The sequence below is a fragment of the Aminobacter sp. BA135 genome (genome assembly GCF_050859125.1).
Classification (GTDB): domain Bacteria; phylum Pseudomonadota; class Alphaproteobacteria; order Rhizobiales; family Rhizobiaceae; genus Aminobacter; species Aminobacter ciceronei.
Window position 1 is genome coordinate 3929607 of record NZ_CP139572.1, and the last position, 24405, is coordinate 3954011.

The 24405-nt window shown below is 62.5% G+C and carries 22 protein-coding genes; 8 read left to right on the plus strand and 14 right to left on the minus strand.

The window, feature by feature from the left end; all coding sequences use genetic code 11:
* Positions 1-182 precede the first annotated feature (182 nt).
* From SLT36_RS19230 to SLT36_RS19255, 6 genes are all read right to left on the minus strand, one after another.
* Positions 183-1280: a D-TA family PLP-dependent enzyme gene (locus SLT36_RS19230; protein WP_432283953.1), complete on the minus strand. Its 1098-nt coding sequence runs from the start codon at positions 1278-1280 to the stop codon at positions 183-185.
* Positions 1277-1885 (minus strand): TetR/AcrR family transcriptional regulator, encoded by a 609-nt coding sequence (locus tag SLT36_RS19235; protein WP_432283954.1) that lies wholly within the window; start codon positions 1883-1885, stop codon positions 1277-1279. Before SLT36_RS19235 ends, SLT36_RS19230 begins: the two co-directional genes overlap by 4 nt.
* 74 nt (positions 1886-1959) lie before the next feature.
* Positions 1960-3039 (minus strand): ABC transporter ATP-binding protein, encoded by a 1080-nt coding sequence (locus SLT36_RS19240; RefSeq protein ID WP_432283955.1) that lies wholly within the window; start codon positions 3037-3039, stop codon positions 1960-1962.
* 10 nt (positions 3040-3049) lie between these two features.
* Positions 3050-3877 carry a carbohydrate ABC transporter permease gene (locus tag SLT36_RS19245; protein WP_432283956.1) on the minus strand — a complete coding sequence of 276 codons (828 nt, stop codon included), beginning with the start codon at positions 3875-3877 and terminating at the stop codon, positions 3050-3052.
* Entirely contained in the window at positions 3870-4856 is a 987-nt protein-coding gene (locus SLT36_RS19250) for a carbohydrate ABC transporter permease (protein ID WP_432283957.1), read from the minus strand. The genes SLT36_RS19245 and SLT36_RS19250 overlap by 8 nt, the downstream gene beginning before the upstream one ends.
* Before the next feature lie 46 nt (positions 4857-4902).
* Positions 4903-6147 (minus strand): ABC transporter substrate-binding protein, encoded by a 1245-nt coding sequence (locus SLT36_RS19255; RefSeq protein WP_432283958.1) that lies wholly within the window; start codon positions 6145-6147, stop codon positions 4903-4905.
* A gap of 186 nt (positions 6148-6333) precedes the next feature.
* Between SLT36_RS19255 and SLT36_RS19260 the strand changes: the two genes are divergently transcribed.
* The 7 genes from SLT36_RS19260 (at position 6334) to SLT36_RS19290 (ending at position 14650) form a co-directional block, all read left to right on the plus strand.
* Positions 6334-7494, plus strand: a complete 1161-nt coding sequence (locus SLT36_RS19260; RefSeq protein ID WP_432283959.1) for an amidohydrolase family protein — start codon at positions 6334-6336, stop codon at positions 7492-7494.
* 16 nt (positions 7495-7510) lie between these two features.
* The gene (locus SLT36_RS19265; protein WP_432283960.1) at positions 7511-8959 is read left to right on the plus strand and encodes an aldehyde dehydrogenase family protein; all 1449 of its coding nucleotides are present in this window, start codon (positions 7511-7513) and stop codon (positions 8957-8959) included.
* A 127-nt stretch (positions 8960-9086) separates the two neighbouring features.
* Positions 9087-9950: a fumarylacetoacetate hydrolase family protein gene (locus SLT36_RS19270; protein ID WP_432283961.1), complete on the plus strand. Its 864-nt coding sequence runs from the start codon at positions 9087-9089 to the stop codon at positions 9948-9950.
* A 124-nt stretch (positions 9951-10074) separates the two neighbouring features.
* Positions 10075-10824: a 2-amino-5-chloromuconate deaminase CnbZ gene (gene cnbZ, locus SLT36_RS19275; RefSeq protein WP_432283962.1), complete on the plus strand. Its 750-nt coding sequence runs from the start codon at positions 10075-10077 to the stop codon at positions 10822-10824.
* A gap of 13 nt (positions 10825-10837) precedes the next feature.
* Positions 10838-12439: a GMC family oxidoreductase gene (locus tag SLT36_RS19280; protein WP_432283963.1), complete on the plus strand. Its 1602-nt coding sequence runs from the start codon at positions 10838-10840 to the stop codon at positions 12437-12439.
* 118 nt (positions 12440-12557) lie between these two features.
* A complete protein-coding gene (locus SLT36_RS19285) occupies positions 12558-13046 on the plus strand; it encodes a hypothetical protein (RefSeq protein ID WP_432283964.1) in 489 nt (162 codons plus the stop codon).
* On the plus strand, positions 13043-14650 hold the full coding sequence (locus SLT36_RS19290) for a GMC family oxidoreductase (RefSeq protein WP_432283965.1): 1608 nt from the start codon (positions 13043-13045) through the stop codon (positions 14648-14650). Before SLT36_RS19285 ends, SLT36_RS19290 begins: the two co-directional genes overlap by 4 nt.
* A gap of 235 nt (positions 14651-14885) precedes the next feature.
* Here SLT36_RS19290 and SLT36_RS19295 read toward each other — a convergent pair whose 3' ends face one another.
* Together SLT36_RS19295 and SLT36_RS19300 are read right to left on the minus strand one after the other, a co-directional pair.
* Positions 14886-15938: a GlxA family transcriptional regulator gene (locus SLT36_RS19295; protein ID WP_432283966.1), complete on the minus strand. Its 1053-nt coding sequence runs from the start codon at positions 15936-15938 to the stop codon at positions 14886-14888.
* Positions 15939-15972: 34 nt separating this feature from the next.
* Positions 15973-17202 (minus strand): aminomethyltransferase family protein, encoded by a 1230-nt coding sequence (locus SLT36_RS19300; protein ID WP_432283967.1) that lies wholly within the window; start codon positions 17200-17202, stop codon positions 15973-15975.
* A 162-nt stretch (positions 17203-17364) separates the two neighbouring features.
* On the opposite strand from SLT36_RS19300, the gene SLT36_RS19305 reads away from it, so the two are divergent.
* Positions 17365-18198 carry a helix-turn-helix domain-containing protein gene (locus SLT36_RS19305; protein WP_432283968.1) on the plus strand — a complete coding sequence of 278 codons (834 nt, stop codon included), beginning with the start codon at positions 17365-17367 and terminating at the stop codon, positions 18196-18198.
* A 134-nt stretch (positions 18199-18332) separates the two neighbouring features.
* On the opposite strand, the gene SLT36_RS19310 is transcribed toward SLT36_RS19305, so the two are convergent.
* From SLT36_RS19310 to SLT36_RS19335, 6 genes are read right to left on the minus strand one after another with little or no spacing between them, the layout of a single operon-like run.
* Entirely contained in the window at positions 18333-19202 is an 870-nt protein-coding gene (locus SLT36_RS19310) for an RDD family protein (protein ID WP_432283969.1), read from the minus strand.
* Positions 19202-20221, minus strand: a complete 1020-nt coding sequence (locus SLT36_RS19315) for a stage II sporulation protein M (protein WP_432283970.1) — start codon at positions 20219-20221, stop codon at positions 19202-19204. Before SLT36_RS19315 ends, SLT36_RS19310 begins: the two co-directional genes overlap by 1 nt.
* A complete protein-coding gene (locus SLT36_RS19320) occupies positions 20218-21531 on the minus strand; it encodes a DUF58 domain-containing protein (RefSeq protein ID WP_432283971.1) in 1314 nt (437 codons plus the stop codon). The genes SLT36_RS19315 and SLT36_RS19320 overlap by 4 nt, the downstream gene beginning before the upstream one ends.
* The gene (locus SLT36_RS19325; protein ID WP_432283973.1) at positions 21528-22481 is read right to left on the minus strand and encodes an AAA family ATPase; all 954 of its coding nucleotides are present in this window, start codon (positions 22479-22481) and stop codon (positions 21528-21530) included. Before SLT36_RS19325 ends, SLT36_RS19320 begins: the two co-directional genes overlap by 4 nt.
* Complete coding sequence (locus tag SLT36_RS19330; RefSeq protein WP_432283974.1) at positions 22471-23679, minus strand: DUF4350 domain-containing protein; 1209 nt, start codon at positions 23677-23679, stop codon at positions 22471-22473. The genes SLT36_RS19325 and SLT36_RS19330 overlap by 11 nt, the downstream gene beginning before the upstream one ends.
* The gene (locus SLT36_RS19335) at positions 23676-24311 is read right to left on the minus strand and encodes a DUF4129 domain-containing protein (RefSeq protein WP_432283975.1); all 636 of its coding nucleotides are present in this window, start codon (positions 24309-24311) and stop codon (positions 23676-23678) included. Before SLT36_RS19335 ends, SLT36_RS19330 begins: the two co-directional genes overlap by 4 nt.
* Between the last annotated feature and the right edge of the window lie 94 nt (positions 24312-24405).

Here is a 24405-nt window from a genome sequence, read left to right on the forward strand (position 1 = left end):
GCGGATGATCGAAGGCCTCGTCGATACTCAGCACCGGGGCGAAGCAGTGGCGGGACGCAGTCCCATGCAGGGATCGCGAGGCCTCGTGACCTCCCATTGTGGCGACAAACCTGCTTTTTGTTTTTCCAGATTTGCGGGCAACCGAGTCCACTTAGGATCTCGCGTTTACCCAGCAATCGACATCAGGTGATCCGCCCTCTTGCGGCAACGGGCTCGGCCTGGACGTAGTGCTCGCCCCTGATGAGATGCACTGAGTCGACCATGTTGCTGACGACGCAGGCGTGGTTTGGAACGATGCGCAGAAGATCCCCTACCGCAGGCGGCAGCTCGCTGGTGTATTCGATCCGTCCATGCTCCTCGTTGAGTGAGATGACCGTGCTATCGGGGCGCTCCAGCACCATGCCGTAACCACTCATGCCGAAAAGGTCTGAGGTCAGCACTTTTGTTCCGGCGTCCACGATGGCGCGACCATGAGCGGGCGAGCTGATCACGGTCGTCAGAACCGTCAACGCGCAATCCTCCACGGTGCAGGCGCCGGCGGTGACGAGTGAGCGGTCGTTGTAGATGTAGCTGCCCGGCCTGTATTCGGTCAGGCTTGGATGATGTTGCATCGCGTAGAGATCAGGCGTGCCTCCGCTGGATAGGGTATGCGTGTCGATGCCCGCAGAACGGATCAGGCTTGCGGCATTATCAAGCCATTCGCAGGCCGCGTTGCCATGACCGGGAGCCGGATAGGTCATGAGGCCGGCGAAGCGCAGGCCTGCCGAGCTCGCGACCTGCCGGGCAAGTGCGAGCGCCTCCTCCGGCGTCAGGACACCGCATCTGTTCATTCCGGTGTCGCATTCCACCAGGACGCCGATCTCATCCTTCGCGCTTGCGAAGGTGCGGGCAAGACCGTCAACGACAGCAGCGCTGTCGGCGACCACGGTCAGGCGGCACCTGTCCGCGAGACGGCGAAGCCGCGCGAGCTTGTGGTCTCCGACGATGTTGTAGGTGATCAGGATGTCGTCGATGCCGGCATCGGCCATCACTTCGGCTTCACCAATCTTCTGCGCGGTGATGCCAATCGCCCCCGCCGCCAGTTGCGCGCGGGCGAGCAGCGGCAATTTGTGGGTCTTGATATGGGGCCTGATCGCCACGCCGAGGCGATCGCACTGATCCTGGCAGCGCCTGATGTTGCGCTCGACGATATCGAGGTCGATCAGCACCGCCGGTGTTTCAACGACATCGCGCCAGCGCAAGGGACCGGCGGGCGGCAGCTCCGAGGATTTGTCGATCATTTCGGGCCATCCTTGGGTTTGACGTTGCGCAGATAGTCGAGAATGAGCTCGGTCATATGCGCGAGCCGTCGCTCTTCCGCGCCCTCTGCCAACAGGTCGCGATTGAAGACAACGCTCAGAGTCCAACGATTGGACAAGAAGAAGTAGCCGAGGCCGACGATCGAGATATAGAGCTCGACCACGTCGACATTCGCCCGGAATATCCCCTGCTCCTGGCCGCGGCCAATCAGTTCGCCAAGGCGCCGCGACAGCGGCGCAAACATGCTTCGGACCGACTGCGACTTTTCCAGGTGTTGGGATTTCATCAGGTTTTCCGAGTTCACCAGCACGATGAACTCGGGATGTTTGACGAAGTATTTGTAGGTATGCGCGATGAGCTCGCGAATGCCGGCCTCCGGCTCGAAATCTGAAAGTACCAGAGCTTCATTCTGCGAGCGCAGCTCCTGATAGATGTCCTCCAGAACGGCGACGAACAGATCATCCTTCGAGTTGAAGTAGTGATAGAGCACGCCTTTGCTCATGCCGGTGCGGATGGCGATGCGGTCGGTGCGCGCGCCGTCGTAGCCGTTTTCAGCGAACTCCTCACGCGCCGCTTCGATGATCACGAGCCTGGTACGCTCGGGGTCTCGCTTTTTGCCAGCCGGCTTTGGTTCGCTTTCGGAGTCGCGTTTTGTCTTTGCTACCACCGGATACGCTCCTTCGTTTCAGCTGCGAAGAGATGAAGATTGGCCGGCTCGAAGGTGAGCCCGACACGCTCTCCTTGCTTGAGATGCTGACGGGTCCGGGACTGGACCGTCCACGTCTCGGAGCCGACTGAGAGAACGACATTCGTTTCGCACCCGGTGTGCTCGACAATGTCGACCGTCCCAGTGAGACCTGCCCCATCAGGCGAGACAACCTCAAGGTGTTGCGGTCGCACTCCGGCCACAACTTCCTTGTGGGCCGACGGCGGCACGTTGGCAATCTTGATCGGACGAGAACCATCATGAAACTCGAGCGTGGCCGATCCGTCTGTCTCTGCCAACGTCGCATTGCCAAAGTTGATCGTCGGAGACCCAAGGAATCCGGCGACGAAGACGTTGGCTGGCTTGTCGAAGAGTTCCAGCGGCGTGCCGACCTGCTCGACCTTGCCACGGTTCATCACGACAATCCGGTCGGCCATGGTCATCGCCTCGATCTGGTCGTGCGTGACATAGATCGAGGTGGCGCCCAAGGACTTGTGCAATTGGCGGAGCTCGATGCGCATGTGGTGCCTGAGTTTCGCGTCGAGATTGCTCAACGGTTCGTCGAACAGGAAAGCCCTGGGCTCTCGCACCATCGCCCTGCCCATCGCCACGCGTTGGCGCTGCCCGCCCGACAGGGCGCGCGGCTGCCGGTCGAGAAGCGCATCGAGATGCAGCGTGTTGGCAACGTCGGCGACAGCACGACCGATGTCATCTTTGGAAGAACCGCGCAGCTTCAGCGGAAAGCCGATGTTCTGGGCTGTCGTCATATGCGGATAGAGCGCATAGGTCTGAAACACCATCGCGAGATCGCGTTTCTGCGGACCGACGTCGTTAACGACCTCGCCGTCAATGGCGATTGTGCCTCCCGAAATCGTTTCCAGGCCGGCGATCATGCGCAAAAGCGTGGACTTGCCGCAGCCGGACGGACCAACTAGGACGACGAATTCGCGATCCTCGATGGCGATACTGACATCGTCGATGATGGTGACCGCGCCATATTGCTTGCGAATATTGGTGAGATTGATCGAAGCCACTCAGCTCCTCCTACTTGACCCCACCAAGCGCCATTCCCCCGATGAGATAGCGCTGGATGGATGCAAAGACGATTGCGACTGGCACCGACGCAAGCAGCGTCGCGGCCATGATGAGATGCCATTCAATTTGGTAGAGTGTGCCTGTCAGGAAGGCGATCTGAACGGGTGCAGTCTGCTGGCTGACATGGCGCAACAGCGTCAGCGACATCGCGTATTCGTTCCAGGAATTGACGAAGGTGAAGATGGCCGTGACGACGATCCCGGGAAGGCATAACGGCAAGAAGACGCGAACGAAGGCACTGAAGCGGCCGGCGCCGTCAATCCAGGCCGCCTCTTCGAGATCCTTTGGAATTGTCGCGAAATAGCTTTGCAGCATCCACACGGCAAAGGCCATGAAGAAGGCACTGTGCGCGATGATGACCGACAGCAGGCCGTTGACCAGGCCGAAATAGGCAAACATTCGAAACAGGCCAACAATCAAGACGATCGGTGAGATCATCTGGGTGATGAGCAGGTAGTTGGTTAGGGCGCCTTTGGCAGGCACCCTCATCCGGGTGAGCGCGTAGGCGGCAGGTATGGCCACGGCGAGCGACAAAACTGTCGCCCCGATGCTGATCGCCAGCGAATTTGCCAGCGCCCGTCCAAATCCCTTCTCGAAGAGGAGTTCGGCAAAATTGCCGAGATAGAGCTCACGCGGCAGCCAGGTCCGATTGAAGGTGAATATCTCGTCCTTCTGCTTCAACGACGTCGACAGCATCGTTGCGTAGGGAAACAGAACGACAAGGAGGAAGGGCGACAGAAGCGCCCAGCACAGGAGGCTTTTCTTCGCCTTAGTCATCGTTGCGCGCTCCCTGCGACTTTGTCAGAAACAGATAGACGAGGGCAAAGACCAAAAGGATTGCAAACATGACCATCGAGCCAGCTGCTGCGTTGCCCAGCTTGCCGAACGCAAAAGCCTGTTTGTAGACGTAGGTGATCAGAATGTCGGTCCGGTTGGCGGGGCCGCCATTGGTCATGATCCAGATGATCGGGAAAGAGTTGAAAACATAGATGACGTTGAGCACCAGCGCGATCTGCATGAACGGCCACAGCAACGGCAGCGTGATGTAATAGAAGCTCCTGGCGGGTGCTGCTCCATCTATGGCGGACGCCTCGTACAGGGACTCCGGGATGGACGTCAGTCCCCCGAGAAGGATCGTCACGGTGAATGGTACAGACACCAGGATACCGACCAGTATCTCGATGAGGAACGCCATCCTGGCATCGGCCAGCCATGGATAATTCTCGAATGGCAGACCAAGTGCTGCCAGCGTCATGTTGAGCGTGCCGAAATCACCGTTCACCACATAGCGCCAGACCACCGCCGTCATCGCAAGCGAGATCGCCCATGGCAAAAGCACGATCGTCCGGGCGATTGTCCGGCCGTAGAAATCCTCATTGAGGATCAAGGCAATCGGCACTGAAACCACCAGTGTTCCGCCGACCACGCAAACCGTCCAGATCACTGTCTGGCGTGCGGCCTGCAGAAAAACCGGGTCGGCGAACGCCTTGGCAAAATTGGCGAGGCCAGAAAAATCGCGGACAACACCGGTACGGCTCACGTCAAACAGCGACATGCGGATCACGTCGAATATCGGATAGCCGATCACGGCGACCGAAAGCAGCAGACAAGGCGCAATCAGGAACAGCGCAAAGGCCGGCCCCGGTAGCCCCGCCTTGCTCAACCGGCCCGTGCCTACGGCCAGCCTGGGAGCGGCATTTTCAATTCCCGGCATACACGCTTTACCTTTGAGGAAGAGTGGTGGCGTGGTCTTCACGCCACCAGATTGGAACGGGATCGCGCGGAGGCGACGATTTCAGGACTTATTCTTCTTCGGCAAGAATCGCGTCCATCTTCGCGGCTGCCTGCTTGAGGCCCTCCTCCGCCGAAACTTCGCCGGAGTAGATTCGCGACAGTTCGGTCTTGAGGCCATCCGCCATCTCTTCCCAGCGCGGGAACAGCGGTGCGAACTTTGCCGTCGGCCCCATTTCCAGGAACACCGACATCTTCGGGTTCTCGGTGAAGAACGGCTCGGTCGATTCCGCCTTCAGCACCGGCACGAAACCTTCGAGCTTACCGAACTCAAGCCTGTTTTCCTTGTTGAAGATAAATTCGAGGAACTTCATCGCCTGCGGCTTCACCTTCGAGGATTCAAGCACGGCGATGGTGTCGGTGACGCCATAGGTCGCCTCGGTCGTGGCGACCGGGATCCGGCTGATACCGTATTCGACACCCTTGCCCTGCTCGGCGAGCTGCGCATTGAACCAGGGGCCAGACAGCACCATGCCCATCTTTCCAGCAGCGAAGAGGTTCTGCAGATCTTCGCGGCTGGAGCCGGTAACGCCCGGCTGGGTGACATCAGCCTTGATCATGCGCAGATAGTTGTTGGTCGCCGTCACAGCTTCAGGCGAGGCGAACCCGCTCTTGCCGTCCGCCCCCAAAATGCTGCCGCCGTGGGTCCAGAGGCTGTAGAACCAATAGCCTTCGGTATCCAGATCCCGGCCCTGGACGCCGATGCCGTAGACGCCGTCGCCCAGGGCGTCGATCTTCTTGGCTGCCTCGAACGCCTCATCCCAGGTCGCCGGCGGATTGACGATTCCCGCCTGTTCGAACAGCTTCTTGTTGTAGAACAGGCCGCGTGCCGATGCCGCGATCGGCAGTCCCCACGTATGGTCGCCCTGCTTCTGAAGATCGAGATAAGTGGGCACGAAGCTGTCGGCGAAGCCGGGCGACATCAGCCCTTCGATCGGGGCAAGCGCGCCATCCTTGGCGAATCCCGCCATCCAGCGCGTCGCCATATGCGAGATATCAGGCGCGGTTCCAGCTGAAATGTCGCTCACCAGCTGCTGCTGCATTTCCGGCCATGGCAGGTGCTCGACCTGAACCTCGATGTCAGGGTTCGCAGCATTGAACTTTTCTGCCAGCCCCTGGAAAAACGGGCCGGTCTTTGTGCTGTATTCCGCAACCCGGACCCGAACCGTATCCTTGGCCCAAGCGCTGCCGGAGTGCAGCAATGCTGCCGCAGTAGCCGTACTGACAATCAATGCGGCCAAAAACTTCTTGCCCATAAGTACCTCCCAAATGGTGCTGCAGATGTCGAATGACGCAGCCATCTGGACTAAAAATTGTGTCATTGTCAATATTGACTGACCAGTCAGTATGTGATTTTTTGGTGTGCAGACTACCAGTCCATCTTGCACGGCCCGAGCCAACATCAGGTGCTTCGCGGGCCATTACCGGAGACGAGCTCGCCAATGGCACAACGGACAATTCTTCAAGGCGGCCATGTCCTGGCCTTCGGCGACGCGCCAGCTGCAATTGCCGATGTTGCCATCGCCGACGGCCGCATAACCGCCATCGGCACAGGATTGTCGCGCCAGGGCGATGATGTCGTCGATGCGCGAGACATGATCGTTTTGCCGGCGCTGACCGACATCCATACGCATATCTATTGGGGCGCCACTTCCCTGGGCGTGCGGCCCGAACTGGTTGCGCATCGATCCGCCACCGGAACCTTTGTTGACGCCGGTTCGGCTGGAGCAGGAAACTTCGAAGGCCTGAAAACCTTCATCTTCGAGCCCCTGCCTTTCCATGCCTTTGCCTTCCTCAACGTCTCGTTTCCGGGGATTTTCGGCTTCTCCAAGCGCGTGATGGTCGGTGAATGCTGCGACATGCGCCTCGTCGATGCCGAAAGCTGTATCGAAGCCGCGCAGACCTACCCGGAGCAAATCGTCGGCATCAAGGTGCGGGCCGGCCGGAAAGCGTCCGGTGAAAACGGTGGCGCCGCCCTTGAGGTCGCGCTTGAGGTGGCCGAGCGCCTGAAGCTGCCCGTCATGTGCCACGTCGACCTTGACCCTCCCTCCATCGAGCAGGTCCTGCAGCGACTGCGTCCCGGTGACATCATCACGCATTGCTGCCGGCCGGATCCGAATGCCGCGACCGAAAACGGCCATGTCCGCGAGTCGGTATGGCGGGCACGCGAGAACGGCGTGCATTTCGATATCGGTCACGGCATGGGCGGCTTTTCTTTTCGTGTCTGCCGCGAGATGCTGGGCGAAGGCTTCGTGCCCGACCTGATCAGCTCGGACATCCATTCGCTTTCGGTCAACGGCCCCGCCTACGACCTCCTGACGACGATCAACAAGATGATTGCGCTTGGCGTTGACCAGACGACGGCTCTGGCTGCCGGCAGCGCCAATCCTGCGAAAGTGATCCGCCGTCCAGATCTCGGCCGTATCGCCGTCGGCGACGAAGCCAATGTCGCCGTTCTGAAATGGCGGGACGAACCCTGGACCTTCAGGGACGCGGCCGGCGAAGGTCTCGACGTTTCCAGAAGATTGGTGTGCGACCGCCTCATCGTGAAGGGTCGCCAGATCGACCCGGCGGGCGCCAGCCACCCAATGCAACCCCAGTAAGAGCCCGAGCGGAACAATGACGATGGAACACAGCGTGGTTCAGGCGCAGCATTTCATAGCGGGCAAGTGGATGCCCTCTCATAGCGGCAAGACATTCGAAGCCCGGTCCCCTTTCGACGGCAAACTCCTGGCAACCCTTGCCGAGGGTGACCGCAGCGATGCCCAAGATGCGATCAAGGCGGCGGAAGCCGGCTACAAAGCGCTATCGGACATGTCGGCGTGGGATCGGTCGCGCCTCTGCAACCGTGTCGCCGATGTGATTGACAAGCGCCGCGATGAACTGGCGCTGACGCTTGCACGCGAACAGGGCAAGCCGCTGGTCTCGGAGGCCTATGGCGAGATCGACGCCGCCGCCACCGGCTTCAGGGAGGCTGGCGAGCTGATCAAATGGCTCGAAGGCGAATTCATCCCGGTCGAGACACCCGGCAAGCGGGCCATCAGCTTCCGCCAGGCACGTGGCGTCTACGCGATCGTGACGCCCTGGAATTTCCCGATCAACATTCCGGTCGAGTACCTCGCGCCCTGCCTTGCGTCGGGCAATGCGGTGGTGTGGGTGCCTGCCCCGACGACGTCGCTTTGTGCCGTCAAGCTGATGGAATGCATCGCCGAAGCTGGCCTTCCGGATGGCGCGGTAAACCTTGTCATGGGCCCAGGCGCGGTTGTCGGCGACGAAATCGTCTCGAACCCCGGCACGCATGGGATCGGCTTTACCGGCAGCCCGCAGACTGGAAACGCCATCGCCAAGCGTGGCGCCGGCAAGCCGATGCTGCTGGAACTCGGCGGCAACGGACCCGTCGTCGTGCTCGATGACGCAGACCTCGATCGCGCGGCACAGGCAGCGGCCTTCGGCTGCTTCTTCAATGCCGGCCAGGTCTGCGCCGCCACCGGGCGAATCCTCGTCACCGAAAAGAACCACGACGCGCTTGCCGCCCGCATCGCAGGCATCGCGGAGACGATCCGCCTCGGTGATCCCCTGCTCGCCGACACGACCATGGGGCCGCTGAACAATGCCCAGGTGCTGACCAAGATCGAACAACATGTGGCGGAGGGATTGTCCCGCGGCGCAGACCTGCTCACCGGCGGAAAAAAGGGAGCGGGCCTGTTGTACCAGCCAACGGTCATGGGACGCGTCGACCGAAATGCGCTGCTCAACACATCCGAGACCTTTGGGCCCGTAGCGCCTCTTGTGGTCTGCGCTGACGACGCCGACCTGCTCGACACGGCCAATGCGTCATCGCACGGGCTTGCCGCCAGTGTGTTCACTCGCGATCTCAGCCGCGCCTTTTCTTTCGGCGAGAAGCTGCGTTCGGGCCTCGTCAATATCAACAGCGCGAGCTGTTACTGGGAGCTGCACCTGCCGTTCGGCGGCGCCTCGGGCAAGGCCAGTGGCCTCGGCCGGCTCGGCGGCAAGCACACGCTGCGCGAAGTCACCGACGTCAAGACGATCACGTTCGACATCAGCTGAAAACAGGCCGGGCGGACGCCGTCCATCCGGTTCGCAATACCGACAATCCAACACGGCCGACATTGCGTCCGCCGTGAACGGGAACCCGAGTCCCGGGCCCAAGCACAGCCAATCGCAGTGAGGAACGATGCGACTTTGTAGCTATCTCCACAATGGCCAGGCCGGATATGGCGTCGTGGTCGACGACCGCGTCATCGATATCGGCAGCGTCCTTGGCGACCGCTTTCCAACGCTTGCAAGTCTTCTCGCCGCAGATGACTTCCTCGACATCTGCAGACAGGCTGTCCGCCGCAGCTCCGAGCTACCGCTCGCCGGCATTGAACTGCAAGCACCGATCCCCAACCCGGGAAAGATCATCTGTGTCGGGCTGAACTATCATGACCACATGGTCGAAACGCGCCATGCGCCGACGCAGCATCCGACGTTGTTTGCCCGCTTCGCCGACTCCCAATGCGCCCATGGCGAGCCGATGCTGATGCCGTCGGTTTCCACCCAGTTCGACTTCGAGGCGGAGCTCGCCGTCGTCATCGGCAAAAGCGGCCGCAACATCCAGGCGGACACCGCGCTGGATCATGTCGCCGGCTACTCCTGCTACAACGATGGTTCGGTTCGTGATTGGCAGGTCCACACGTCACAGTTCTTGCCGGGCAAGAACTTCCCGGCAACGGGCGCATTCGGGCCGTTCCTGGTCACATCGGACGAGATCCCGGATCCGCAGGACCTTGCGATCAGCTGCCGCTTGAACGGCGAAACCGTCCAGGCGGCGCGCACCAGTCAGATGATCCACTCCGTCGCTCAGCTGATTGCCTATATCTCACGCATTACCCCACTCGCCGCCGGCGATGTGATCGTGACCGGCACGCCAGGCGGTGTCGGCTTCGCGCGCGTTCCGCCGCTCTTCATGAAGGCCGGCGATCTGGTCGAGGTCGACATCGAAAGTGTCGGCCTGCTGCGCAACCAGATTGCGCGAGAAATCATGCCAAGCGCCTAGCGGCAATACGCGTCAGCACCGCTGCCATGGCGGCTCGGGTGGCGCTTGGCGAGGGGCACGTTCGTTTATCCCAGTCCAGGTGGCGACAAGGCCATCCTGGCAGTTCATTTCCAGGAGAGACCTTATGGGCGAAGTGATTGAGTTTGCGTCTGGCGGCTACCGGTTCATCAAGGGCGTCTCGCAATATTCGGGCGGCGTGTCCGCACTGCCGGGGTTTCGCCTCGAGCGGGTGCGCTTTGCCCACCCCCTGCCGCTGGCGGAGGGATTTGCGCAGATCGAAAAGATCATCACTGCTGCGGGCCGGCCGCTTGCAGCATTCGCCGCATGCGAGCTGCGCTCGCCGGCGCCCTTTTCCGAAGAGGGATTTGTCGCCTTCAACAGCCGCTACACGCAGACGCTGAAGGCGTGGGGCCTGCTTGAGACAGGTAACAATCCCGTTGCGCGCAGCAATGTCTGTCCGCAGATCGCGCCGCCACAGGTGCCGTCGATCTATGCATTCTCGTTCACGGTGCCGACCACCGACGCCACCCCGTCCTTCGTCATTTCAGGTTCCGCCGAAGTTCCCGAGGGCCATGCCGCCTATCGCGACCATATCGTCAGCCGTGGCGATCTGTCCCCCGAAGGCTTGCGCACCAAGGCGCAATTCGTGCTGGAGGAGATGGAGCGTCGCGCCAGCACGCTGGGCTTCGGCTGGGAAAACGCCACCGCAGTCCAGGTCTACACCGTGCACAATCTGTACCCCTTCCTGGCCGACGAAATCGTCAAGCGTGGCGCTGCCCGCGCCGGCCTGACCTGGCACTACAACAACCCGCCCGTCGTGGATCTCGAATACGAGATGGATCTCCGGGGCGTTGCCGCGGAACATGTCGTCTGAAAGCGTCCGCCGGATGACCATGCGTACTGACATCGGCAGCTACGACTATGTCATCGTCGGGGCTGGCTCGGCCGGTTGCACTCTTGCAAACCGGCTGAGCGCCGATCCGGGCAAGCGTGTGCTGCTGCTCGAGGCCGGCGGTTCGGACAATTATCACTGGATCCACATCCCGGTTGGCTACCTCTATTGCATGGGCAACCCGCGCACCGACTGGGGCTATCGGACGGTGTCGGAACCAGGGCTGAACGGCCGCTCGCTGGCCTATCCGCGCGGCAAGGTGATGGGCGGCTGCTCGTCGATCAACGGGATGATCTACATGCGTGGCCAGGCCGCCGACTACGACCACTGGCGACAGCTCGGCAATCCCGGCTGGGGCTGGGACGACGTGCTGCCGCTGTTTCAGAAATCGGAAGACCACCACGGCCTTGCCGGCCCGTTTCACGGGCAGAACGGCGAACTCAGGGTGGAACGCCAGCGCCTGAGCTGGCCGATCCTCGACGCGGTGCGCGAAGCGGCGGAAGAACTCGGCGTGCCCCAGGTCGACGATTTCAATACCGGCGACAATTTCGGCTCGTCCTACTTCGAGGTGAACCAGAAATCCGGCTTCCGTTTCAATGCCGTGCGCGCCTTCATCAGGCCGGTGCGGCATCGTAAGAACCTCACGATACTTACCCATGCGCAGGCCGAGCGCATCGTCTTCTCCGGCCGCAGGGTGTCAGGGATCGACCTGCGCGTCGGCGGCAAGCCTGTCCACGTCAAGGTGCAGGGCGAACTGATACTTTGCGCCGGTGCGATCGGCACGCCACAGCTGCTGCAACTGTCGGGCGTCGGGCCAGCCCCACTTCTCCAGCGTCACGGCATAGAGGTGGTGCACAACTTGCCCGGCATCGGCGAGAACCTGCAGGACCACCTGCAGATCAGGACGGCGTTCAAGATTTCGGGCGCGGACACGCTCAACGAGCGCCAGGCAAGTCTGGCCGGAAAAGCGATGATCGCGCTCGAATACGCACTCAAGCGCTCCGGGCCGATGTCCATGGCCCCGAGCCAACTCGGCATCTTCATGAAGTCCAACGCGCGTTTTGAGACACCGAACATCGAATTCCACGTCCAGCCGCTGTCACTCGACACCTTCGGCCAGCCACTGCATGACTTTCCGGCAATCACCGTTTCGGTTTGCAATCTCAGGCCGGAATCGCGTGGTCATGTGCGCATCGTCTCGGCCAGGGCAGATGATCATCCGGAAATCGCGCCCAACTACCTTTCCACCGACAGCGACCGCGAGGTCGCAGCCTCGTCGATAACCATCGCGCGGCGGCTGATGGAAACACAGCGCATGAGCTCGTTCCGTCCCGAGGAGTTCAAGCCTGGGGTCCATATCCAGGCGCCCGAGGACCTCGCGCGCGCCGCAGGCGACATCGCCACGACCATATTCCACCCGGTTGGTACGGCGCGCATGGGCAATGACGACATGGCTGTGGTCGATCCACAATTGCGCGTTCGCGGCATCAACGGGCTGCGCATCGCCGATTGCTCGATCATGCCGACAATCGTCTCAGGCAACACCCATGCCGCCGCCGTCATGATCGCCGAAAAGGCAGCCCAACTAATCATGTGAGCGCTTTCGCCTGCTGATCGCGGCGCTGAAGGAACAACAGCCGCATGCACCTGGGGACGGCAACGCATCGTCCATCTTGAAACGACCGTAGCTACTTCACCCCTATGTCGAGGAAAACATGCTCAAGCACTTGGTTGATGAACTTATTCCGGGCGACACGCGATGGCCGTCAGCCTCAGAGGTAGGGGTGCACGATGTGGTCGTGCTGCGCTTGTTTGGCGGGCGGCCATCGCCCATCCTTGAGCAGCTTTCCACGTCGCTCGATCGCAGCCCGGACGGTTTTCCCGGCACAGCCTCGACCGACCGTACGGCGATTGTGCAAAGATTTTCCGAGACGCAACCGGCTCTGTTCGAACAAATCTGCACTGCGACTGTGCTCGCCTATTACGAGATGCCAGCCGTTATCGAGGCGATCGGGGCCAGTGGACGCCCCTACTCCGCATCTTCCCATGAAGGCGGTTATGCCATGCCTGTCTTTGACCTCGAACGCGATACGCCGCGCCACGGTCGTGGGTCCTACTTGCGGACCGAAGAGGTTATGCCGCTCGACCTTTCGTCGCTCGACCTCGACACAGTGAAGACCACAAAGTGGGGGCTGGAACGATGAGCGGGCAGCGTATTTGTGACATCCTGATTGTCGGCGCCGGGGCGACCGGGTCTCTGGCAGCGCTGGTGCTCGCGCAGGCTGGACTGGATGTGGTGTGCCTCGAACAAGGCTCGTGGGTGAATGATGCCGACCGGCCACATCACCTCGCGGATTGGTCCTGGCAAAGACGCACCGGCTGGAACCCTGACGTCAACAGGCGCGAACATCCTGATGATTTTCCTGTCGATTCCGACTCGTCACAGATCCTGATGTGGAATGCCGTGGGAGGGTCCACCAATGTTTATGGCGGCCTATGGCCCCGGTATCGTCCGTCGGACTTTCGCAAGGGCACCGAGCACGGATTGCAGCCCGACTGGCCTATCTCCTATGACGACATCTCGCCTTATTATGAACTTGCCGACAAGATCATAGGCGTCTCGGGACTGGCAGGCGACAGGGCAATGCCGCCACGCGAGAGCTGCCCGACACGGCCATTGCCTGTGTCTGAGGTGGCGCGGCGGCTCTCGGCAGGCTTTGACGAACTCGACTGGCACTGGTGGCCGGTGGAGGCCTCGGTCATCTCCGAAGACTATGACGGCCGCCCCGGCTGCAACAACTGCGGCGTATGCAACGGCTGTCCTCGCGGTTCGATGAATGAGTTTGCGACATCGATATGGCCCAAGGCGATCCGCGCCGGGTGCGAATTGCGAACCCACGCCCGCGTTCTCAAGGTCGAGAAAGGTCCCGATGGCCGCGCCACCGGCGTGCAGTATGTCGATCGCAAGACTGGACAGGTCTTGTTTCAGAAGGCACGAATTGTCATCCTCGCAGCGAACGGCATAGGGACGCCTCGACTTCTATTGGCCTCCGACAACCTGGCCAATGGCAACGACCAGGTCGGCCGCAACCTGCTGCACCACACGCTTGTCGCCTCCGAAATGTGGGTCAACGGCCCCGTCGACGGCCATATCGGCTTTGCCGCCTCTCTTATCTCTCGCGAGTTTGCGGAAACCGACATATCGCGCGGTTTCGTGAATGGCTTCAATCTCAACTGTGTAAGCTCCACCCCATCCGCGGGCGAGTTGGCGGCCGGATGGTTCTCCTCGGCCCGCGCGCCTTGGGGCGCCGGCCATCATCAATGGTTCGAAAACCATTTCGGCCACTCGATCGGCGTGTTTGCCATTGGCGATGATCTTCCCAATCCAGAGAACCGCGTGACGCTTGACACCGTCCGAACAGATTCAGACGGAATGCCTGGGGCAAAGGTGCGGTATGCTCCAGGTGAAAACGACAAGCGTATGATGAACTACATGCTTGACCGGCTGAAAGACCTTGCACAGGCATGTGGCGCCGTCGAATACCGCCTCCAGGACTACCGTGACGAGGATGGTGTATACCGAACACCTGCGTGGCACATGCTGGGCACTTGCCGGATGGGCAAGGACCCGGAAAACTCTGTGGTGAACGGCTGGGCCCAAAGTTGGGAGGTGCCCAATCTTTTCATAGTTGACGGAAGTGTCCTGACAACGGGCGGAACCGTGAACCCGACCCCGACTATCTCAGCGCTGGCACTACGAACCGCTGCCTATGTCCGCGACAACTTCGCTTCATTGTCCAAAGCGTGAAATTCCAGGGCAATTCGCGCCGACACCGCGCCGGCGCAGTCCTGACGTGCCGGCGCGCTTTAGCCTCAGGCAAACTTTGCCTCTCCAACCACGTCTTTGGCGTCGCCCGCAAATCTGGGCACTCAAGTGATACACAAATTGTGGCGCCTTGGCAAGACGAATTTCCTAGCAAGATCAAAGGCCTGGCTGCCCTGCCCCACGCCCAGCGCGCCGCCCTCGCCCTGCCCCACAAACCTCACCGTGCGCGCAGCACGCTCGGCAGGACGCCAAAATGGTCCTTGAAGCTTTTGGAGAAATGGGAGGCGGAGGTGAAGCCGCAGGCGATGGCGATGGCGGTTACCGACATTTCGGTCATTTCGATGAGCTGCCGGGCGCGGCGGAGCTTGAGCGTGAGATAATGCTGGCGTGGCGTGGTCGACAAATGCCGCAAGAACAGACGTTCGATCTGGCGTCGCGACAACGAAACCTCTCGGGCGATGTCCTGAAGTGACAGTGGATCCTCGATGTTTGTCTGCATCAGCTGCAGGATGCGCGACAGCTTCTTGCCGGCGCTGCCGAAGCGCAATCCGGGCAGCATCGACTGGGCACTTGCCCCGTCGCGCCAGCGATCTGCTGCAAGACGCTGGCAGATGTCGCGCACCAGCTCGACGTCGCAGTGCTGTCCCACCAGCTCCATGGCAAGGTCGAAGGCAGCGAACTCGCCGGCACAGGTGACGATTGCGCCATCGCGGACGAACAGCGCATCGTCGATGGCAAGGCCATGGAAGGTCTCGTACAACGCCGCCATCTTGCCCCAATGGATGGTGCAGCGAGCGCCGTCGAGCAGCTTGGCAGCGGCGAGCAGCCAGGTCGCGGTGCCCAAGGCATAGATCGGCACGGCGGCGCGGTGGATGCGGCGCAGGAAATTGCGCAGATCGCTGGTGCCGTGATGCTCGACGCCCTCGCCGGCGCAGACCAGCACGGCGCTGCGCCCGCATGCGGTGATCGTCCCCTCCTGCGCATAGACGTTGCCCGATACCGCCAACGACATGTCGCTGGCGCTGGCGACCGGATGGCCGTCGAGGCTCGCCAGCTGCCAGCAGAACAGGCGCTTGCCCGACAGTGAATTGGCGAGCCTGAGCGGCTCGATCATCGATGCCAGGCAGAGTTGGGAGAAACCCGGCAGCAGCAGGATGTGGAAGCTCGACACGACCGCATCCGATGCCGTGGATGCGCCGGAGGAGAGAGGCCGGCCGGCAAGAGGCCGGTCGTCCGGATCAAACGACACGGGCCTGTGCGCTATGTTCACGTGCCTCTCCTCCCGGGATCTCGGTGTGCCGTTGTCAGCTCTTCGACCGACGAATTTCGATGAATGGCAAGGACACGACGATGGCCGAGACCAGCCCGATGCCGGCGCCGTCGTCGTCCTTCAGTTCGACGTCGATCCTTGTGCCCGGCGAAGACAGCCCGGCGGGCAGGAAACCGAAGCTGATGGCCCGCTTCAGCGTCGGGCTGAAGGCCAGGCTCGAGGCGCGCCCCACCGGCTCGCCGGCGTGGAAAACTGGCATGGAGCCCCAGTAGGCCCGGGACAGAGCGGTGCCACAGGCGCTCTTTTCGGCCGCCGTGGTCACGATCTCGCTGGCATCATATTGCAGGCCGACAAAACGCCGCCCCGCCCCGTCCGATGCGGCCGCCGCCTCCAGCGCCTGCTTGCCGACAAAATCGCTGCCGAAATCGATCAGCCGCCCGAGGCCGGCCTCGATCGGCGTGATGTTCAATTCGTCTGTGACGTCGACGCGCGCGGTGCGGGGATCGGGACCTGCGCCGTTATAATCGGCCGAGACCAGGATCAGGCCGGCCTCGATGCGGGCGACGTCGACAGCATATTCGCCGGCCGGCAAGACGCCAAATGGCTGGCCGACAGCCTGCAGCTCCCGCCACACCGCAGCCCCCGCTGCCCTCGGCACCCAGAGCTCGAAGCCGAGTTCGCCGGTGAAGCCTTGCCGGGCAACAAGAATGTCATGGCCGGCAATGACAGCGCGTCCGATCTGCGAAAATCTGAGACCGGACCAGTCGCGGCCGGTCGCCGCCTGCATCAGGTCGAAGGCGCGCGGCCCCTGCAAAGAGAGGATGCCGTAGTCGTCGGAGGCGTTGCGGATCATAACCTGCAGGCCGCCGGCCTGACTGGCAAACCATGCGTGGCTTGTTTCACCCGAGACGATGAACCAGTCGTCCGCGAGGCGGAAAACCAGGCCGTCGCCGACCAGAAGCCCGTCGCGGTTGCACCATGGCGCATACATCACGTGGTCGACCGCGAGCCGCGTCATGTCGCGGGTCATCAGCCGGTCGACGAGGCGATGCGCGTCGGGGCCACGGAGCTCCATCTTGGGCAGCGGCGACATGTCGATCATGGCTACCGCGTTGCGGATCGCCTGAAGCTCCCGCGGCATGCTCGTATAGACGTCGGGGACGATGTATTTGTCCCACTGATACCACCAGGTGGTCCGCATCTCGGCACTCGTCGCGGCATGGAACGGTGTGCCGTTGCCTGCCAGTTCAGCCTTGTCCTGCACTGTCTTTCTCCTCCTGACGTGAGTGTCTTGACTGTGCAGCCAGCGGGGCCTGGAGAGAATACCGCGCCAACGGCAATGCATATCCCTGATGAAAGCCGGGATGGAACTTATCCAGCAGCGGCCATATTCTGCTTACCTGCATGAGACAAAGGGTGTGGTGCCATGGACTCCATCGTCGACGTCGAGCACGGCTTCGCCTTTGGCGAGGTGACCTATTCCCGCGGCGGCGTCTACGGGCCGTTGTCGAAGCAGTATGTCAGCCTGATCTTCGTCCATGAGGGCTTGATCAGGGTCACCTGCGACGACGAGAAGACGACGCTCAGTGGCGGCCAGGCAGGCTTCTTCAGGAATGACCGGCTGTTTCTGATCGAGATGGAGCGTGACGTCCTGCACCGGGTGGGATGGTGCGAAGGCGTGCCCGGCAAGATCTGGGCAAGCGGGCCCTCGCCGCTCGCCGGCGTTTCGCCCGTGGTTGCACTGACCGAAAGGCTGGCCGCATTGCTGCGCATCGGGGTCGATCTCGGTTTTTCCTCGAGCACCGGCCTCAACGACGTGCGCAATGCCGTTGGTTACGCGCTCTACACCGCCTTCTTCCATGAAGCGCGGCTCATCGAACGCGACCGCTTCGTTCCCAGGCACGTCCTCAGGGTGAAACGGCACATGGATGAAAACATGGACAAGGACATCACTGTCAGCGCGCTTGCGGCCATCGCCAACCTGTCGCCGCAACAGCTGATCTCATCGTTCCGCAAGCACCTTGGCGTCACGCCGATGCGCTATCTCTGGCAGATCCGGGCCAATCGCGGCCGGGGCCTGCTGCTGCAAAGCGGCCTGTCGGTTTCCGAGATCGCCTATCAATGCGGCTACAAGAACCCGTTTCATTTCTCGCGCCACATCAGGCAGAATTTCGCGATGACGCCGACCGAGATCCGCGCCAACAAGGGCTATCGCCCGCCGAGCGACGCGCTGGAAAACCCCGGCAATACCGCGTTCTGAGATCGCCGGAGCAAAACTCTCCGCCTCGCTGATGAGCAAGTCCAAGCCGACAGCTGGGTCGTTTTCGGCGGGGCCCAGGACTGTCGCGCCCAGCCGTTTGAACCGCTTTGCGCGACCCTGGGCAGCGCATTGCTTCATGTGTCGTGTTTGTCGACCTGGCGCTTGCCCAGGAGCAGCTTGCGCTCGAGATGTGCCCGCAATTGCCTGTAATAAGCCGTGAGGAAGGGCTTTGCCCTGACATTGCGATGCTGAAAACCGGTCTTGTCCATGATCGCCTTGGCAACGGTATTTTGTGCCGCCTGGTTGCCGCCGCGCAGGACTTCCTCCAGCTTGTGAAGCTCGGCGATGCCGTAGGCGTCCAGTTGAGCTGTCGTGAACTGGAAATCATCCTCTTTTGAACCTGACCTCTGGGCCAGATCCTCGGCCAGGGCCCGCTTCGGCGCCTCGACCACCCAGGTGCCGGCGAGTAGGTCGCCGATGCGCATGCGGTCGCGATTGAACAGCGGGAACAGCGCGAAGATCAGTGCCCAGACCAGACCGAACACCGTGGTCATCGTGTCTGCAACGCCGGTGCCGGCGCGCGCCAAAAGCATCGATAACGGCAGGAAAACCTCGATCTCGCGCATCAGGTTGCGCGCAATCACCTGGTCGATGGCCAACCCCGAGCCGTCGCGGGAGGCAACCCGCACGCCCATGATGCGCTTGCCGGGCGTGCGTGCGCCGCGACCGGCCTCGAAGGCCAGGAAATAGGCGTTGCGCAGGAAGAAGACGAGCACGATCCAGACGACGGCGATCGGCTCTGCTCTGTCGAGGCCGAGCCCACCCAGGCCGAACACTGCGATGATGGTGATGAGGATACCGGCCAACATGATGAAGACCGCGTCGAGCAGGAAGGCGCCGGCGCGTGTGCCTGCGTCGGCGAGCGTGACGCCGAGGTCGACGCCTTCCGGCGTGACCAGTGAACGCCTGTTGTCGACATGCCGCCGTCTTTCGCGCCGCGCCATCAGGACTTCCCATGCCCGGTTTCGGCCTGGACCAGATAGAAATAGGCGCCCCACAGAGCCAGGAAGACGGCGCCGATGAGATAGCGCAGGCCATCAGCTGTAATGAGCTGACGGCCGAAACCTTCGAGCAGGCCGGCAGCCAGCAGCATGATGGCGACGCCGACCATCGCGCTGGCCGCGACACGGCCGGCCGTCGCGGCCGCCTTTACGCGCGACAACGCGCCGGGAAAGACGATGCGGGTGCCGATGCGCATGCCGGCAGCGCCGGCGATGCATATGGCGAAGAGTTCGGTGCTGCCATGTATCGATAGCCAGGCGCCGAATTCGTAGCCCAGGCCTTTCGACCAGAAGACGTAGAACATCGCGCCGAGGATGCAGCCATTCATCAAGATGAGCAGGACCGTGGGCACGGCGAGCGCGAAGCCCAGCGCGAAGGCGAGGATCGACACCTCGACATTGTGGGTGAAGAGATAGGCGGCGAAAGTGGAGAGATAACCGTCGCCGCCATCGTAGAGCCCTTGTCGCAGCCACTCGGCTGTTGCATCAGGGCCTCTTCCAGCGGCGAGGCCGCCAGGGATGATGGCGTCGTACCAGGTCTTGTCGGCGGCCACGAGCCGAAAGCCGGCGACGAAGCCGACCAGCATCAGCGCCACGGATACGAGTGTTTCGCGCCAGAGAGAACGGATGGCGTCGGGCCAATCATGGACGAAGAAGTCGGCGATGCGCTCGATCAGGCCCCGCCGCGCGCCGTAGAGGTAGAAGTACCCTCTGAGGCAAAGCGCCTCGAGATAGGCGATCAGCGCGCTGTCGAGAGAGGTGGCGCGGGCCACCGACAGTGACGAGAGGGTGGAACGGTAAAGCACCGGCAAGGACAGCAATTCGTCGTCGGTAAGAGTTTTGGGCGAGCGCTTTTCGGCACGTGCGATCAGATCCTCGAACGCCTTCCAGTCGTGCTCACGCTCCGAGCGGAACCCGGCGAGCGACTGGCGGATCCCCTCCGAGGAGTCCGGGGCGATCACAGCAGGCTCTCCCGCTTGAGGTCGAGAAAGTGCTGCACCAGTTCGGGCCCGAGACGGCGGTGGTCGGCCTCCAGCACATGCGCGCCCAGCCGCCGCAACCGTGCAATGACAAGATCACGCTCGCGCAACAGGTCGCCGGCAATGACCGAACGCGCGACGTCCTCACCCTTTGCTGGTTCGGTGTCCGACAGCGTCTCCAGTTCCTCGTCTTTCATCAGCATGAAGAGCACGAGATGCCGCTCAGCGATACGGCCGACGGTTCGCAGCATCAGCTTGGCGCTGATCGGGTCGACGAAGTCCGTGAAAATGACGACCAGAGAGCGCCGGTCGAGCTGGGCGGACAGCGTTGTCAGCGCGAGGGTAAAATTGGTCTCCTCATTGGAATAGTCGATCTCGGCGGCGCGTTTCTGCACCATTGCAAAACCGGCCATGCCGCGCACCGCACTGCCGATGACGCGCGGGCGGGCGTCGAAGCTGAACAGGCCGACCATGTCGCCGCCCTTCAGCGCGACGAAGGCGGTGAGAAGTGCTGCGGTGACGGCGCGGTCGAGCTTGGCGACACCGTCGATCGGCTCACACATCAGCCGGCCGGAATCGATGGCGAGCACGATGTTGCTGTTCTGCTCGATCCGGAACTCACGTGCGACCAGCCTGCCGTGGCGGGCGCTGCGCTTCCAGTCGATCATGCGCCGCCCCATGCCGGGCTGGTAGTCTTTCAACGATTCAAATTCTCGTCCCTGGCCGGAACGCCGCTGTTCCTTGCCGTCGACCAGCGCGTCGCGCTGCAAAAGCGTGATGGCGTCGTCACGCACGCCCGCGACATTGGGCAGGACCGCGACCTTGTTGTCCATCGGCAGGACCACCTGTTTCCAGGTAAGCCCGAACGGTCCCGGCCAGCGCAGCCACAACAGGTCGAGGCCCGCCATGCCGCGCCGTACGGCGCGAAAGCGCAGTTCCAGCCCACCGCCTTCGGGCGTCGGATACAGCGCACCACCCGCCTCGCCGAGCGGGACGATGCGCTCGTCATGAGCCAGCCGTGCTTCGATGCGGCTCGGCCACTTGCCGGCGAAGTAAGCGCTGACGAAGACAGGGAACTGGCCGCCGATGCCGACCTGGGGAACAGACCGGAGCTTGGCGGTCAGAGACGCCCGGCCGGGACCGGCCGAGGCGTCGACAGCCAGAAACCCCAGCAGGATGCAGACCCACAGCAGGCCAAGATACCAGACCGACGGCAGGGCCAGTGCCACCAGGAAGGCCGGGACGACGCCAATGACGGCCGCCCAGACGCAACGGCCCGTCGGGTAGATCAACGCGGTGCCTCCGTGCCGTCGACGAGGCCTGTGACGATCTGCTCGACCTCGCGCCCGTCGATCTGTGCGGCCGGCGACAGGACGACGCGATGGCGAAGTGTCGGCAGGGCCAGCGCCTTCACGTCGTCAGGGATGACGTAGCTGCGGCCGTCGAGTGCTGCGCGGGCGCGGGCGGCCCGCGCCAGCATGACGCCGGCGCGCGGGCTGGCACCGACTTCCAGCTCTGCGCTGGCACGCGTGGCGCGAACCAGGCGGGCGATGTAGTCGACCACCTCGTCGACCAGCGTCACCGAGCTCACCGTCGCCAGCGCCGCCTGAAGTGCGTCGCCGTCGAGCTGGGCCTCGATCGCGAAATCCTCGATCTTGCGCGTGGCAGCGCCGCCGTGATGAACGATGATTGCGCGCTCTTCGTCGGCACTCGGATAGGACACCTTGTGTTTGAACAGGAAACGGTCGAGCTGCGCCTCGGGCAGTGGATAGACGCCCTGGTGCTCGATCGGGTTCTGGGTGGCGACAACCATGAAATTGCTGCCGAGCGAATGGGTGGTGCCGTCGAAGGTCACGGCATTTTCCTGCATCGCTTCAAGCAGGGCGGCCTGGGTTTTCGGCGGCGTGCGGTTGATCTCGTCGGCGAGAAGCAGGTCGCAGAAGATAGGTCCGTGCGTCAGTGTGAACTGGCCGGTCTGGAAATTGTAGATGTTGGAGCCGACGATGTCGCCGGGCATCAAGTCCGGGGTGAACTGGATGCGGCCATAGGTGACACCGAGCGCCTGGGCGAAACAGCGAGCGATCATGGTCTTGGCGGTTCCGGGCGGGCCTTCCAGCAGAATGTGACCGCCCGCAAACAGCGCCGTCAGCATCAGGTCGACCGTGTCGGCCTGCCCTGTTATCGCCTTGCCGACCTCGGCCCTGATGCGGCCGGCGGCCGCCTTCACATCATCAACGTTCACGGAACCTCCTTGCGATCCATTTGTGCAGCCGGCGCGCGGACAACATCAGTTCGGCCTCGCTGCCGGACTTGCGTACCGCATCCGACAGCGACGCATAACCATCCCTGCCATCCCTGTCGCGGCCGGCGATCCAGTCGTCCAGCGCCTCGTCGCGCAGGCCATGCGGAGCGCCAAGCAGCGTGGCGGCGCGCCGGCGGATGAGCCCGGCGTAGCGCGGCCCCAGGCGGTCGAGCCGGCCGGCGCGGCGCATCAGCCGCGCGGTGGTCTCGACCAGCGCCCGCTTGCCGAAGGGAATGGCACGCGTGTCTGCCTCTGCCGGTCCGAAACGTCCGAGCCCATGCGCCACAGCGAGGGCTGCGGCTGCGAGGATCGACAACGTCAGCGCCAGGAATGGCGGCTCCAGCAAAAGCTTCATCAGGTCGTGCTTGCGGTTGGCGCCGTGCAAGGTGAGATCGAACAGCACCGGGTCGCCATTGGGCCTCAGCATCTCGATCAGGCCGATCGCCGCGGCTGCGCGCGCAGGGTCCTTCAGCGCGGAATTGTTGAGCATGTCGGGATCGGTGAGCACAAAGAACGGCTCGTCCTTCGCTTCGATCAGCACGGCGCGATCACCGCCGGCCGAGATCGCTGCATTTTCGGAGGCGGCCCATTGCAGGTCGGGCGGCACCGGAGCGACGAAGGCGCCGTCGCGAACCTTGAGACGCTCGTCCTTGACCTTGTCGCGGCCGATCTTCACTTCCGCGAAGTGGACGAGCCACTGGTCGACCTCGTGGGGTGACAGCCTGCCTGTCTGGATCTGCCAGCCTTCATGCGCCGGATAGGGAACCGTCCGCCATTTGGGCAGGACAAACAGCGTCGCGAGCCCGCTTCGCGCAGCGAGGATTTCCTTCAGCGCGTCGGGATCGCTTTGCGCGTTGATGGTGACGACGGCCAGCCCGTCCGCATCGAGATCATCGAGGCTGCGCGCTGTTTCCGGTTCATCGCCGAGCAGTGTCATGAGCTCGACCAGACCGGCGAAACCGGTACCGCTTTTCGACAGTGCCGAGGCCCCGCCGTTCTGGCCGATGCGGAAGTCAGGCGCATAGGTCGACAGAAGCACGAAGCCGGCAGCAGCGAGCAGGCTGGCCAGGACGCCCCAGAACACCGTGCGCCGGTTGAACGGCTGTTCGGTCATAACGAGTTGAACTTGCCTGGTCATGCCCAGGCCTCCTTGAAGGCGAAGCGCGCATAGGCCTCGCGGGCCTTGTGCCAGCCTTCTGCACCGACCGGCCGTCTGGCGAACAGCGCGGCTTCGACGATGCGGGCAATCTCGGCGAAGGCGGCTCGGGCCATGTCCGGCAGCAGCGTGGCGCCTGCGATGTCGCGCGCTGTCAGCGACGGGCGCAGAAAATAGGGCATGCGGTCGGAAATGTCCTCGACACTGCGGCGCAGCAACAGGTGCACCGCCTCATCGTACTGGCCACGCCCGGCGAGCGCGTCTGCCTCCGACAGCAAGGAGCGCGCCGCAGCAGCGTCCGGCCGCCAGCTGTCCTCCGGCTCGGCGGCTTCGGGCTTCTTCCGCCAGGGAAAACGCCAGGCGACGCCCTTGAGCTCGAGGAACACCGATACAAGTATGAACAGCGCACCCGCAATGACGAACGTCCAGAAGATATAGATCGTGTAGGGTGCCAGCCATCGCAGCGCATCGGTCAGCGGCATCAGCCACTCGGGAGGCTTCGGCTGTTGGTAGGCCGGCAGATCGAACTGGATCGAATCGTCGGTCAGCAACCGGCGGTGCGCTTCCGCCAGCCCATTCGCGACCTCGTCCAGCGCTGCATCGCTGCCTTCCATTCACACCCCGCCGTTCCGTGACAATCACTGACAACAGCGTCTGAAAAATGCAAGCGACGCTGGACGAAACGTTGGGAGATTGGCAACCTGTACT